The following is a 13,801-nucleotide window of genomic DNA, read 5'->3' as shown; positions in this document are numbered from 1 at the left end:
GTTGATAACCATATCTATCTAGCCTTAATAGACAGGCTACGCAGTACAATACGTAAGGTTGTTAGATTATGTAAGATAGAGAGATTTGAAGGACTGAGCCAATTAAACAAGCCAAAGCCAATCAAACTACTATTTACGATAACGGTATCTTGAATATTCTTCTTGATGAGTGTTTGCAAAGATGATGATAGCCAATCCAACTCTTGGAAGAAATCCAAGCGATTATCTAACAATAAGATATCGCTCATCTGCTTAGAAATGTCTGCACTCTCATTCATCACCACACCGATATCTGATAGGGTTAGAGCTGCTGAGTCATTCAATCCATCTCCAACCATCAAAATAGTGTGACCTGCTTTCTGCAGTTCCTCTACTAGCTCAAATTTCCCATCAGGTTTCAAGTCTGTATAGACCTGATCAAAGGGCAAATCTTTGACTAATTCCTCTGTTCTAACCAAGGTGTCCCCTGTTGCCAGAATCAATTTTTTCCCTTGTGCCTTAAGTTTCTCCAAGGCTGCTTTTGCTTCTTTTCTCAAAGGAGTATGAATACAGAACATTCCAATCAATTCATTCTGGTAGGCTAAGAATAAGAGATTGTAGTGACTCTTGTACTCTTCAATTAAAGCATTTTGTTCTGAACTGATATGAATCTGTTCATCCTGCATCAAGACATAATTCCCAATAAGAACTGGTTGGCCATCTATATGAGATTTGATTCCCTTGCTTGCGATATATTGGAGTTTCCCATGCATTTCCTCATGTTCAATCCCCTCCATCTCAGCTTGCTTGACGATGGCATTAGCAATAGGATGATAAATGTGTTCCTCAAGACAGGCACTGATTCTTAGAATATCCTCCTCACTATAGTCCCCAAAAGGTAACACCTTTTCAACTATAGGATAACTAGTTGTGATTGTTCCCGTCTTATCAAACAAGAAAGTATCAACTTCCAGATATTTCTCCAGAACATCTCCATCCTTAATCACCATTTCACGATTCAACCCCTCCTTGATAGCTGTCAAATAAGCTACAGGAGTAGAGATTTTCAAAGCGCAGGAGAAATCGACCAATAGGAAAGAAATAGCCTTAGAAAAAGAACCTGTTAATAGGTAAGTCAGACCAGCCCCCAAGAAATTATATTTGACGACCTTGTCCGCCATTTTGATGAAATAGCGTTGTTTCGTTTTCTTGTTTTCTTCAGATTTCTTCATCAACTCAATCAGTTGTAAAATCCGGCTGTTCATCTGATTATCGGTTACACGAATGCGTAACTCTCCAGTTTCTAATACTGTATTTGCACAAACCAAATCAGACTCTCTTTTTTCAACTGGAAAACTCTCTCCCGTCAAGGAACTTTCGTTGACCATACCTAAACCTGAAACTACTTGTCCATCAAACAGAATTTCATTTCCTTGAGATAGGACCAAGACATCTCCTATTTGAACATCGGAACTCTTGATACTAACGACCATATCCCCCTGTACTAAGAATACGTCGCTCTCTTTTGCAAGAAGGCTTTGTTCTAAATCTGTTGCAGTTTTTTTCAAGGACCACTGATCTAAATGATTCCCCAAATCAAGCATAAACATGATATTGCTAGCTGTCTTGGATTGGTTCATAAACAAGGACAATAAAATCGCCGAACAGTCCAAGACCTCCATCGTTAGTTCCTTACGCGCTAGTGTTTGATAGGCTTCTCTAATATAACCCAAAGCCTGATAACAAGTCCATATATAGCGAATAGGATACGGCACAAAACTACGAAAAATCATACGCTTAATCGCTGCACCTGAAACAATAGAATAAGCACTCTCTTCTCTACGAATGGGAAGAGTCATCAACTCAGAAACTTTCCCTTTATCAATTCTTTTTAAAAAGGCTTCTGCATTGTCTAATACAGAGAAGCCTTCTTTTATGCGTAGAGTAAAGTGCTGTTGATCCATGTAAAACTGGATAGACTCAATCCCCTTTTCATCTCTCACCAAGGAACGAAGATAGTCTTGAATATCCAAGGTGAGTGAAAAAGAAGATGATAGTCGGATATGTTGGTATCCTCTATGTAGCACTTTAAAAGACATACTATTCCCCTATAAGGCTATCTAATTGCTCTTCTTTTTTCTCTTGCTCATACAAATATTTGGCATCTTGCAAGACATCGTCTCCATGTTGTTTCACAACAGAAACAGATGCATCTAGCCCGTCTTTCAACTTGTAAGCCTTAGCCAAAGCTTTAGAATAACCTTTTTTAGCTTCCTTACTTGCTAAGATTTTCAAACCAAGGGTACCAAATGCGACACCACCCAAAAAGAGTGATGATTTTTTCGCAACTTTTGCAACGGTTAATACTTCTTTTAACATACTTATTTCCTCCTAGATATTATTATATAGCAATTTAGATATAAAAGCAATTTAATTTTGGTACTTTAAAAAGTAATTATACTACTATTTAATTCTATTACAAATCATCCTAAAGTTGCTTTCATTTGCCTCTTTTGATACACTTAAACTATGAATACAAATCTCAAACCTAAACTCCAGCGTTTTGCTTCTGCGACTGCCTTTGCCTGCCCTATCTGTCGAGAAAATCTGACTCTGGTAGAGACTAGTCTCAAGTGCTGCAACCGTCATTCTTTTGACTTGGCGAAATTCGGCTATGTCAATCTGGCACCTCAAATCAAGCAATCTGCCAACTACGACAAGGAAAACTTTCAAAATCGCCAACAAATCCTAGAAGCTGGCTTTTACCAAGCTATTTTAGATGCTGTATCTGACTTGTTAGCAAATTCAGAAACTAGCACCACAATCTTAGATATCGGTTGTGGCGAAGGTTTCTATTCTCGCAAGCTCCAAGAAAGTCATCCTGACAAAACCTTCTATGCCTTTGATATTTCCAAAGATTCCGTTCAAATCGCTGCCAAGAGCGAACCCAACTGGGCAGTCAATTGGTTCGTTGGTGACCTGGCTCGTCTTCCTATAAAAGACGCTAGCATGGATATCCTGCTTGATATCTTTTCGCCTGCCAACTATGGAGAATTTCGTCGCGTTTTATCCAAAGACGGTATCTTGATAAAGATTATCCCAACTGAAAATCACCTCAAAGAAATCCGTCAAAGAGTACAGGACCAGCTGACAAACAAAGATTATTCTAACCAAGATATCAAGGAGCATTTCCAGGAACATTTCAGCATCCAATCTATCCAGACTGCTTCCCTGACCAAATCCATTACAGCAGAGCAAAGACAAGCTTTACTCAGCATGACACCCCTCCTCTTTCACGTTGACCAAAGCAAGATTGACTGGAGCCAACTGACAGAGATTACCATTGAAGCAGAGATTTTGGTTGGGAAAGCACTGTAAATATATTTTTGAGATACTACAAAGCCCGCACCTCTTCTTGAGATGCGGGTTTAAATCACGATTTTTCAAGTATCTATCCGAAAAGTGGAAAAATTTTAACCTCTCCATTTATTTTCGATTTGAAATGACAAATTTATCAATAAATAGCAAGTGATATAAGGCAAGTGCTGCCCCATAACAACATCCATGAAAAGAGATTTCTTGATGAGTAAGTGGAAACGAAGAACTATTACCCATATAAAGGCATGACCAAATTACAAAAAGAATCCAAAATAAATCAGTCCATTTATATTTTGAAAAATATTTTTTCCACATAAAAACATCCTCCTTCTTTACTACAATACTATTATAATACTGTTTGTAAACGAATACAAGAAATTTGAGGTAGCAGCTAAGAAGAACCTTAGGCTTAAAGGTAGTACAACCAACCTTCTTAGTGTTCTCTAGGTTTGATTTTTAAGTCTAGAAATTATTGACAAATTACTTTTTCTTTTGAGACCAGTCAACCTCAAATCCATAACATTCAAAAAAAGCGAATTTCAATTGAAACTCGCTTTTTTGCTAGATAGTGTAATAACTATAAAATTTCGTATCTTATACTCAATGAAAATCAAAGAGCAAACTAGGAAACTAGCCGCAGGCTGTACTTGAGTACGGCAAGGCGACGTTGACGCGGTTTGAATTTGATTTTCGAAGAGTATTAGTTCAAGTGCCAGATATCTTCGTTGTACTGAGCGATTGTACGGTCAGATGAGAAGAATCCTGCTTTAGCAATGTTGACGATGACTTTATCCAACCATGCGTCACGGTCTTCGTAGTCAGCAAGCATTTGCTCTTTCACTTTGATGTAGTCTTCCAAATCAAGAAGAGTCATGAACCAGTCTTTGTTAATTAATTCGTTATAAAGACGTTCCAAGCGTTCAATCTTACCAACTGCAAGAACAGCGTCGCTCACGATAAAGTCAACCAATGGTTTGATAGTTTCACGAGCATAGAATTCGCTTGATTTGTAAGCTGATTTTGCGTAAAGGTCGATAACAGTTTCTGAATCTTCACCGAAGATGTAGATGTTTTCGTCTCCAACCAACTCAGCGATTTCCACGTTAGCACCGTCCATAGTACCAAGAGTCAAAGCTCCGTTCAACATGAATTTCATGTTACCAGTACCTGAAGCTTCTTTAGAAGCAAGTGAGATTTGTTCTGAGATATCACACGCTGGGATAAGGAAGCTTGCTGCAGTAACGTTGTAGTTTTCAACCATAACTACTTGCAAGTGTGGAGCTACTGCTGGATCATTAGCAATAACTTCTGACATGCAAAGGATTAAGTGAATGATGTCTTGAGCGATTGTGTAGGCTGGAGCTGCTTTACCACCAAAGAAGATTGTGATTGGGCGAGCAGGGATGTTACCAGCTTTGATGTCAAGGTATTTGTGGATTACGTACAAAGCGTTCATTTGTTGGCGTTTGTACTCGTGAAGACGTTTGATTTGGATATCAAAGATAGAGTTTGGATTGATTTCCACACCTTGGTGTTCTTTCAAGTGACGAGCCAATTTACGTTTGTTGTGAGCCTTGATGCTTTCCAATTTTTCTTTGACAGCTGCTTTGTCTTCATAAGACAAAAGTTTTTCAAGCTCATCTGCTTCATGGTGCCAACCTTCTCCAAGAATCTCGTCCAAGTAGTGAGACAATCTTGGGTTAGCATGCATGAGCCAACGACGGAAAGTAATACCGTTTGTTTTGTTGTTGAATTTTTCTGGGTAAAGGTCGTAGAAGGCTTTCAACTCAGAATTTTTCAAGATTTCAGTATGAAGTGCCGCTACTCCGTTAACACTGTATCCGTAGTGGATATCCATGTGAGCCATGTGAACACGTCCGCTCTCATCGATAATTTGAACAGCTGGATCTTTGTATTCTGCTTTCACACGACGGTCCAATTCTTTGATGATTGGTACCAAGTGAGGAACCACTTCTTCCAAGAATTCAAGAGGCCATTTTTCAAGGGCTTCAGCAAGGATTGTGTGGTTAGTGTAGGCAGTCATGCTACGAACGATAGAGATTGCTTCATCAAGCTCGATACCACGTGCTGTCAAAAGACGGATCAATTCAGGGATAACCATTGATGGGTGAGTATCGTTGATTTGGACAACTGCATAGTCAGCAAGGTCATGCAAGTTGCTTCCTTTTTCGATTGCTTCGTCGATGATCAATTGCGCACCGTTTGAAACCATGAAGTATTGTTGGAAGATACGGAGCAATTCACCTTGACGGTCACTATCATCTGGGTAAAGGAAGAGAGTCAAGTTGCGAGCGATATCTGTCTTGTCAAAGTTGATACCATCTTTAATGATAGAAGAATCAACTGAATCCAAGTCAAACAAACGCAAGCGGTTTTTAGTTGCTGTCTCATAACCAGTAACATCAATATCATAAAGAGTTGATGTCAAAGTAAAGTCTGCAAATGGTACTTGGTAGCTACGGCTTGAGCGAACCAACCAGTTTTGCTCTGTCAACCATGCATTTGGAATTGTTTCTTGTTGGTTGTTTTTAAGAACTTGTTGGAAAAGACCAAAGTGGTAGTTAAGACCAACACCGTCACCGTTCAAACCAAGAGTAGCAATTGAGTCGATAAAGCAGGCAGCCAAACGTCCCAAACCACCATTACCAAGAGATGGTTCCAATTCTACTTCTTCGACTTCGATCAAGTCTTTACCTGCAGCTGCAAGTTCTTTTTTAACATCGTCGTAAAGACCAAGGTTGATCAAGTTGTTTGACAAGAGTTTACCAATCAAGAACTCAGCTGAGATGTAGTAAACTTTTTTCTTACCAGTGTTCACTGGTTTTTGGCTGCTTGCAAGTTTGCTGTAGTTAAGAAGAGCAAGGTAAAGCTCTTCATTGCTACATTCTGCAATGGTTTTATTGTAACGATTTTGTACAAATTCTTGTAGTGATAACATGTTTAGTTGTCTCCTGATTATTGTCTTATTTCTTTAATTTTACCAAATTTTCATTGATTCGGCGATAGATTGTTGTCAAGTCAAGCAAACTTTCCTCGACAGCTGGTGTCAATTGATCTTCAGTCATACGCCAAGACCAGTTTCCACCAAGGGTAGATGGGAAGTTCATACGAGCTGTCTCATCCAATTCTAGCAAATCTTGCATAGTTGCAATTGCCATGAAGCTAACTGATGAAAAGACTGTACGAAGCATAGCATGTGGCACTGTTTCGTATTCTTTACGGTTAGTATAGCGTGCCATGTACTCACGAGTCGCATCATCGATCTCGTTACGGTACCAACCAAGGACCGTATTATTATCGTGTGTCCCTGTGTACATAACTGAGTTAGCAGGTGCCAAGTGTGGGCTATCGATACTTTCGTCTTCTGGGTTGAAGGCAAATTGAAGGATCTTCATTCCTGGGAAGCCAGTACGTTCACGCAATTCAATAACTTCATCTGTCATGAAGCCAAGGTCTTCAGCAATGATGTTTAACTCACCAAGTTCTTCCTTAACAGCTGCAAAAAGCTTGTAACCAGGACCTTTCACCCACTCACCAGGTGCTGCTGTATCGGAACCAGCAGGGATTTCCCAGTAAGATTCGAAACCACGGAAGTGGTCGATACGAACGATGTCGTAGATTTTGAAGCTTTCACGCAAGCGTTCAATCCACCATTTGTAGCCGTCTTTGTCCATTGCTTCCCAGTCATAGATTGGGTTACCCCAAAGCTGACCAGTTGCAGAAAATTCATCTGGTGGGCATCCTGCGATGCAAGTCGCCTTACCGTTGACATCTGTTTTGAAGAGATGTGGATTTGCCCACATATCGCTTGAATCTTCCGCTACATAGATTGGCATGTCCCCAACGATTTCGATGTGGTTGCCGTTAGCGTAAGCTTTCAATTTCAACCATTGTTGGAAGAAGAAGTATTGAGTCACACGGTGGTAAACCAACTTGTCTGCTAATTGCTCACGGTAGCTTTCAAGTGCTGAAGCTTTACGAGCACGAGCATCTGCATCTGGCCATTCAGTCCAAGCAAGATTATCAAAATGCTCTTTGATAGCCATATACTCTGCAAAGAGTTCAAGCCATGATTGGTTGTCTTGAGCAAATTTATCAAAATCTTTAACATCTCCTACCTCAAAGAAACGTTTCACCGCTTTTTCTAAAAGAGGACGACGTGCATAGTAGATTTTAGCATAGTCAACTTCAGACGCATCGCTACCAAAGTCAACTCCTTCAAGGTCACTTGCTTCCAACAAACCTTGCTCCACCAAGATATCCAAATCGATAAAATGAGTATTTCCTGCAAAGGCTGAGAAAGACTGGTAAGGAGAATCCCCGTAACTAGTTGTTCCTAATGGAAGGATTTGCCAGTAACGTTGTTTTGTACGAACCAAGAAATCAACGAAGTCGTAAGCACTTTTACCAAATGATCCGATTCCGTATGCTCCTGGAAGAGAAGAAATGTGCATCAACACACCACTTTGACGTTTTTGCATAATAAGCACCTCATGTGTTTATAGTTAGATATTACATTTTTACGAACGCAAACGTTTGCGCTAACTAAAGTATAACGCATTTCTAAAATAAATGCAAGCGTTTCAACAAAATCTTTTTCAAATTATTTGTCTTTATAGCTTTGCTATAAAACTATATTCTTATTTTTTCACATCTACAAAAACATCGACAAACCATGCAATCGTTTTCCTTCAATTATTTTTGAATTGAAATTTATATGATTTCACCTTTTTCTTCCTATTATATAACCAAATTTAGGAATTATTCAGTTACATGCTTTTTAAAAATTTTTTCAAAAAACGCTTGCAACCGTTTTCTGTTTGTGCTATACTAAGTTCATAAGAGAAAACGTTTGCGTTTCCTCGGAATCAAAATTTGTTATTCTTTAGGAGGAATACATTATGTCAACTAAATTCATGAAGAGCGCAGCTGTACTTGGTACTGCTACTCTTGCTAGCTTACTTTTGGTAGCTTGCGGAAGTAAAACTTCTGACAAAGCTGCTGACTCTTCTGCATCAGGAAGTCAAGAAATCACTTTCTACGTTGAAGATCAATATAAAGCTTTTGCAGAATCAGCTGCCAAAGCTTACGAAAAAGAAGCTGGTGTAAAAGTTACTATTAAAACAGGTGACCAATTAGGTGGACTTGACAATCTTTCACTTGATAACCAATCAGGTAAAGCTGCTGACGTCATGATGGCACCATACGACCGTGTAGGTAGCCTTGGTACTGACGGACAACTTTCAGAAGTAACTTTGAGTGACGGTGCTAAAACAGACGATACTACTAAATCTCTTGTAACTGTTGGTGGTAAAGTTTATGGGGCTCCAGCCGTTATCGAGTCACTTGTTATGTACTATAACAAAGACTTAGTGAAAGAAGCTCCTAAGACATTTGCTGACTTGGAAGAACTTGCTAAAGATAGCAAATATGCCTTCGCTGGTGAAGACGGAAAAACTACTGCTTTCCTAGCTGACTGGACTAACTTCTACTACGCATATGGACTTCTTGCTGGTAATGGTGCCTACGTGTTTGGACAAAACGGTAAAGACCCTAAAGATATTGGTCTTGCTAACGATGGTGCTATTGCAGGTATCAACTATGCTAAAACTTGGTATGACAAATGGCCTAAAGGTATGCAAGATACTGAAGGTGCTGGAAACTTGATCCAAACTCAATTCCAAGAAGGTAAAACAGCTGCTATCATTGATGGACCTTGGAAAGCTCAAGCATTCAAAGATGCTAAAGTAAACTACGGTGTTGCAACTATCCCAACTCTTCCAAACGGTAAAAACTACGCAGCCTTTGGTGGTGGTAAAGCTTGGATCATCCCATCAAGCACTAAGAACCTTGAAGGAGCTCAAAAATTCGTAGACTTCCTTGTTTCAACTGACCAACAAAAAGCATTCTACGATGCAACAAACGAAATCCCAGCTAACACTGAAGCTCGTACTTACGCTGAAGGTAAAAATGATGAGTTGACTACTGCTGTTATCAAACAGTTCCAAAATGCTCAACCAATGCCAAACATCTCTCAAATGTCAACAGTTTGGGACCCAGCTAAAACAATGCTCTTTGACGCTGTAAGCGGTAAGAAAGATGCTAAAACAGCTGCAAATGATGCTGTAACATTGATCAAAGAAACAATCCAACAAAAATTTGGTAACTAATTGATTGATTCAAGGGGGATTTAAAACTTATCCCCCTTGATTTTTAGATATTAACAGAACTCAGCTTGACGTTCACATCTTATGAAAGGAGCACTCATGGAACAACAACCAAGAAAAGCAGCCTTGCTTTCATTGATTCCTGGGTTGGGGCAAATCTATAACAAACAAAAAGCCAAAGGTTTTATCTTCCTTGCTGTAACATTAGCTTTTGTCCTCTATTTTATAGTACTTGCAGCACCTGAATTGAGCAACTTGATCACACTTGGGGAAAAACCTGGCCGTGACAACTCTCTCTTTATGTTGATTCGTGGTGCATTTCACTCTATTTTTGTAATTGTTTATCTAGCCTTTTATATTCTCAATATTAAAGACGCCCACACTATTGCAAAACGTATCAATAATGGCATTCCTGTCCCATTGACACTTAAGGATATGATTAAAGGTATCTATGAAAATGGATTCCCATACTTGCTCATTATCCCATCTTACGTTGCCATGACATTTGCCATCATCTTCCCGGTTATTGTAACCTTGATGATTGCCTTTACTAACTACGATTTCCAACATTTACCACCAAATAAATTGTTGGATTGGGTTGGATTGACTAACTTCACAAATATCTGGAGTTTGAGTACCTTCCGTTCAGCCTTCGGTTCTGTTCTTTCTTGGACTATTATCTGGGCTTTATCTGCATCGACTTTGCAAATCGTACTCGGTATCTTTACAGCTATTATTGCTAACCAACCATTCATCAAAGGGAAACGTATCTTTGGTGTTATCTTCCTTCTACCTTGGGCTGTTCCAGCCTTCATCACTATCTTGACATTCTCAAACATGTTCAACGATAGTGTTGGTGCTATCAACACTCAAGTTTTGCCACTTTTTGCTAAGGTTCTTCCATTCCTTGACGGGGCACTCATCCCTTGGAAAACAGACCCTACTTGGACTAAGGTTGCCTTGATTATGATGCAAGGTTGGCTTGGATTCCCTTATATCTATGTCCTTACTCTCGGTATCCTACAGTCTATTCCAAACGACTTGTATGAAGCAGCTTATATCGACGGTGCAAACGCTTGGCAAAAATTCCGCAACATCACTTTCCCAATGATCTTGGCTGTTGCGGCGCCTACTTTGATCAGCCAATACACCTTCAACTTCAACAACTTCTCTATCATGTACCTCTTCAATGGCGGTGGTCCTGGTAGTGTCGGTGGTGGAGCTGGTTCAACCGATATCTTGATCTCATGGATTTACCGTTTAACAACAGGTACAGCTCCTCAATACTCTATGGCAGCTGCCGTTACCTTGATTATTTCAATCATTGTCATCTCTATTTCTATGATTGCCTTCAAGAAACTACACGCATTTGATATGGAGGACGTCTAAGATGAATAACTCAATCAAACTCAAACGTAGACTGACTCAAACCCTCACTTACCTCTACTTGATCGGACTTTCAATCGTCATTATCTATCCTCTTTTAATCACGATTATGTCTGCCTTCAAGGCTGGTAACGTTGTGGCCTTTAAACTCGACAGCAATGTCAACTTTAGTCTTGATAACTTCAAAGGGCTCTTTACAGAAACCTTGTACGGTACATGGTACCTTAATACTTTGATCATCGCTTTGATCACCATGGTTGTACAAACAAGTATTATCGTACTTGCTGGTTATGCCTACAGCCGTTACAACTTCTTGGCTCGTAAGCAAAGTTTGGTCTTCTTCTTGATTATCCAAATGGTGCCTACAATGGCTGCTTTGACTGCCTTCTTCGTTATGGCCCTCATGTTGAACGCCCTTAATCATAGCTGGTTCCTCATCTTCCTCTACGTCGGTGGTGGTATCCCTATGAATGCATGGTTGATGAAAGGTTACTTTGACACCGTGCCAATGTCTCTTGATGAGTCTGCAAAACTTGATGGTGCAGGACACTTCCGCCGCTTCTGGCAAATCGTTCTCCCTCTTGTTCGCCCAATGGTGGCGGTACAAGCACTCTGGGCCTTCATGGGACCTTTCGGAGACTACATCCTCTCTAGTTTCTTGCTTCGTGAGAAAGAATACTTTACAGTTGCCGTTGGTCTACAAACCTTCGTTAGCAATGCGAAGAACTTGAAGATTGCCTACTTCTCAGCAGGTGCTATCCTCATCGCTCTTCCAATCTGTACACTTTTCTTCTTCTTGCAAAAGAACTTCGTTTCAGGACTTACAAGCGGTGGCGACAAGGGGTAATATACCCCCCGCCACCCTTTTTCATTTTGGAACTTGTCCTTACTTAGATAATCTGATGAGAAATAAAAGTTTAAGGTAAGGCTTCTTGTTTGTGAACAATTTAAAGCAAAAGCCTACTTTCAACCAGCATTGTACCTGACCCACTTGAAATTAAACACATTTCTCTATATAATACTCATATAGAAAAATGCCTTAGAAAGAGAATTATGTTGCCATATCCATTTTCTTATTTTAATAGTATTTGGGGATTTCGTAAGCCCCTATCTCAACGTTTTGGTCTCAACTGGTTTCAACTGATTTTTACCAGTATTTTCCTGATTAGCTTGTCTATGGTCCCTATTGCCATCCAGAACAGTTCTCAGGAAACTTATCCTTTAGAAACTTTCATCGATGATGTCTACACTCCTTTGGCGGATAGTGTGGTTCAGGATTTGGCTGCCAATGCAAAGATTGTAGATGGTAAGTTGAGCTATACAGGTTCATCTCCTCATCAAGCTTCTATCCAAATCGGAGACCCTTCTAGTTCAAACTTCCCTGAGGAATTACTTCTGAACTTTGAACCTGAGAAACTCATCATCAGCAAGCAAGGAAAAGAATTGACCAGCATTCGCTATCACGCGATAACGACTGAGAGCTTCCAAAGCAAGGAAAGTTTAACACAAGCCATTTCTAAAGACTGGTATCAACAGAATCGCGTCTATATTAGTCTCTTTCTTGTGCTTGGTTCTAGCTTCCTCTTTGGACTTAATTTTTTTATTGTTGCTTTAGGTGCTAGCCTCTTGATCTACTTCACGAAAAAATCGCGTCTCTTTTCATTTAAAAGCTACAAAGAGTGCTATCATTTCATTTTGAACTGTTTAGGATTACCAACCTTACTTGCCATGATTCTCGGTCTCCTAGGCCAAAATATGGCAACTTTGATTACTGTTCAAAATATTTTATTTGTTCTATACCTGGTCACTATCTTTTACAAAACGCATTTCCGTGATCCAGACTACCATAAGTAGGAGATTATTATGCCTGTTACGATTAAAGACGTGGCCAAGGCTGCTGGTGTTTCACCTTCAACCGTAACCCGTGTTATTCAAAATAAATCAACCATTAGCGATGAAACAAAAAAACGCGTTCGCAAGGCTATGAAGGAGCTCAATTACCACCCCAACCTCAACGCTCGTAGCTTGGTAAGCAGTTATACCCAAGTTATTGGCTTGGTGCTTCCTGACGACTCAGATGCCTTCTATCAAAATCCTTTCTTCCCATCTGTCCTCCGTGGTATCGCCCAAGTCGCCTCTGAAAACCACTACGCCATTCAGATTGCGACAGGTAAAGATGCCAAAGAGCGTCTTAAAGCTATTTCTCAGATGGTCTATGGTAAGCGTGTAGACGGTTTGATTTTCCTCTATGCCCAAGAAGAGGACCCTTTGGTTAAGTTAGTAGTAGACGAGCAATTTCCTTTCCTTATCTTAGGTAAATCTCTATCTCCCTTCATTCCACTTGTCGATAATGACAATGTCCAAGCTGGTTTTGATGCGACAGAGTATTTCATCAAAAAAGGATGCAAGCGAATTGCCTTTATCGGAGGTACTAAGCGACTCTTCGTAACACTAGACCGTCTGACAGGTTACGAGCTAGCTCTAAAACAACACCAACTTCCTCTCGATACTAATCTGACTTACTTTGCTACTGAATTTCTTGAAGATAATGGTTATCGCTTTAGTAGACTTCTCTTCAAACACAATCCAAATATTGACGCTATTATTACCATTGATAGTCTCCTTGCTGCAGGGGTCTGTGATTACATCGCAAAACACCAACTGGATGTCCCTGTCCTCAGCTTCGACTCAGTCAATCCCAAACTCAACTTGGCGGCCTATGTCGATATCAATAGTTTGGAGCTTGGTCGTGTTTCCTTTGAAACTATTCTCCAGATCATCAATGATGCTAAAAACAACAAACAAATTTGTTACCGCCAGTTGATTGCCCACAAAATCGTTGAAAAATAAAAAAGCCCAACTCTGACAAT

Annotated in this window: 11 protein-coding genes; 6 read left to right on the top strand and 5 right to left on the bottom strand. The window is 39.9% G+C overall.

Annotated elements, in window-relative coordinates:
- Positions 1-14: 14 nt before the first annotated feature.
- The gene (locus tag RQ973_RS01235) at positions 15-2,078 is read right to left on the bottom strand and encodes a heavy metal translocating P-type ATPase (protein WP_311522491.1); all 2,064 of its coding nucleotides are present in this window, start codon (positions 2,076-2,078) and stop codon (positions 15-17) included.
- 1 nt (position 2,079) lies between these two features.
- A complete protein-coding gene (locus RQ973_RS01230) occupies positions 2,080-2,358 on the bottom strand; it encodes a DUF6110 family protein (protein ID WP_000910910.1) in 279 nt (92 codons plus the stop codon).
- A 150-nt stretch (positions 2,359-2,508) separates the two neighbouring features.
- Between RQ973_RS01230 and RQ973_RS01225 the strand changes: the two genes are divergently transcribed.
- Complete coding sequence (locus RQ973_RS01225; protein WP_311522490.1) at positions 2,509-3,357, top strand: putative RNA methyltransferase; 849 nt, start codon at positions 2,509-2,511, stop codon at positions 3,355-3,357.
- A 108-nt stretch (positions 3,358-3,465) separates the two neighbouring features.
- Here RQ973_RS01225 and RQ973_RS01220 read toward each other — a convergent pair whose 3' ends face one another.
- The 3 genes from RQ973_RS01220 to malQ all read right to left on the bottom strand — a co-directional run bounded on the left by RQ973_RS01220 (position 3,466) and on the right by malQ (position 7,859).
- The gene (locus RQ973_RS01220; protein ID WP_049531181.1) at positions 3,466-3,672 is read right to left on the bottom strand and encodes a hypothetical protein; all 207 of its coding nucleotides are present in this window, start codon (positions 3,670-3,672) and stop codon (positions 3,466-3,468) included.
- 385 nt (positions 3,673-4,057) lie between these two features.
- On the bottom strand, positions 4,058-6,316 hold the full coding sequence (glgP, locus tag RQ973_RS01215) for a glycogen/starch/alpha-glucan family phosphorylase (RefSeq protein WP_311522489.1): 2,259 nt from the start codon (positions 6,314-6,316) through the stop codon (positions 4,058-4,060).
- Between the two features lie 25 nt (positions 6,317-6,341).
- A complete protein-coding gene (gene malQ, locus RQ973_RS01210; protein WP_311522488.1) occupies positions 6,342-7,859 on the bottom strand; it encodes a 4-alpha-glucanotransferase in 1,518 nt (505 codons plus the stop codon).
- Positions 7,860-8,279: 420 nt separating this feature from the next.
- On the opposite strand from malQ, the gene RQ973_RS01205 reads away from it, so the two are divergent.
- The 5 genes from RQ973_RS01205 (at position 8,280) to RQ973_RS01185 (ending at position 13,781) form a co-directional block, all read left to right on the top strand.
- A complete protein-coding gene (locus RQ973_RS01205; RefSeq protein ID WP_153224582.1) occupies positions 8,280-9,548 on the top strand; it encodes an extracellular solute-binding protein in 1,269 nt (422 codons plus the stop codon).
- A 96-nt stretch (positions 9,549-9,644) separates the two neighbouring features.
- Positions 9,645-10,934 carry an ABC transporter permease subunit gene (locus tag RQ973_RS01200; RefSeq protein WP_311522487.1) on the top strand — a complete coding sequence of 430 codons (1,290 nt, stop codon included), beginning with the start codon at positions 9,645-9,647 and terminating at the stop codon, positions 10,932-10,934.
- A gap of 1 nt (position 10,935) precedes the next feature.
- Complete coding sequence (locus RQ973_RS01195; protein ID WP_006149616.1) at positions 10,936-11,778, top strand: sugar ABC transporter permease; 843 nt, start codon at positions 10,936-10,938, stop codon at positions 11,776-11,778.
- A gap of 206 nt (positions 11,779-11,984) precedes the next feature.
- Positions 11,985-12,785, top strand: coding sequence for a DUF1189 family protein (locus RQ973_RS01190; protein ID WP_311522486.1), 801 nt, complete (start codon positions 11,985-11,987; stop codon positions 12,783-12,785).
- Between the two features lie 9 nt (positions 12,786-12,794).
- Positions 12,795-13,781: a LacI family DNA-binding transcriptional regulator gene (locus tag RQ973_RS01185; protein WP_311522485.1), complete on the top strand. Its 987-nt coding sequence runs from the start codon at positions 12,795-12,797 to the stop codon at positions 13,779-13,781.
- Positions 13,782-13,801: the final 20 nt, after the last annotated feature.

This window comes from uncultured Streptococcus sp., assembly GCF_963511325.1.
GTDB lineage: Bacteria > Bacillota > Bacilli > Lactobacillales > Streptococcaceae > Streptococcus.
Note: the sequence above shows the minus strand (reverse complement) of the source record. Positions and strands in the feature narration are given on the sequence as shown.

Excerpts from the sequence above, each read along its gene's own strand:
- RQ973_RS01185 (WP_311522485.1), top strand. The coding sequence starts at position 12,795 with ATGCCTGTTACGATTAAAGACGTGGCCAAGGCTGCTGGTGTTTCACCT.
- RQ973_RS01235 (WP_311522491.1), bottom strand. The coding sequence starts at position 2,078 with ATGTCTTTTAAAGTGCTACATAGAGGATACCAACATATCCGACTATCA.
- RQ973_RS01200 (WP_311522487.1), top strand. The coding sequence starts at position 9,645 with ATGGAACAACAACCAAGAAAAGCAGCCTTGCTTTCATTGATTCCTGGG.
- RQ973_RS01190 (WP_311522486.1), top strand. The coding sequence starts at position 11,985 with ATGTTGCCATATCCATTTTCTTATTTTAATAGTATTTGGGGATTTCGT.
- RQ973_RS01225 (WP_311522490.1), top strand. The coding sequence starts at position 2,509 with ATGAATACAAATCTCAAACCTAAACTCCAGCGTTTTGCTTCTGCGACT.
- malQ (WP_311522488.1), bottom strand. The coding sequence starts at position 7,859 with ATGCAAAAACGTCAAAGTGGTGTGTTGATGCACATTTCTTCTCTTCCA.
- RQ973_RS01205 (WP_153224582.1), top strand. The coding sequence starts at position 8,280 with ATGTCAACTAAATTCATGAAGAGCGCAGCTGTACTTGGTACTGCTACT.
- glgP (WP_311522489.1), bottom strand. The coding sequence starts at position 6,316 with ATGTTATCACTACAAGAATTTGTACAAAATCGTTACAATAAAACCATT.
- RQ973_RS01195 (WP_006149616.1), top strand. The coding sequence starts at position 10,936 with ATGAATAACTCAATCAAACTCAAACGTAGACTGACTCAAACCCTCACT.
- RQ973_RS01220 (WP_049531181.1), bottom strand. The coding sequence starts at position 3,672 with ATGTGGAAAAAATATTTTTCAAAATATAAATGGACTGATTTATTTTGG.
- RQ973_RS01230 (WP_000910910.1), bottom strand. The coding sequence starts at position 2,358 with ATGTTAAAAGAAGTATTAACCGTTGCAAAAGTTGCGAAAAAATCATCA.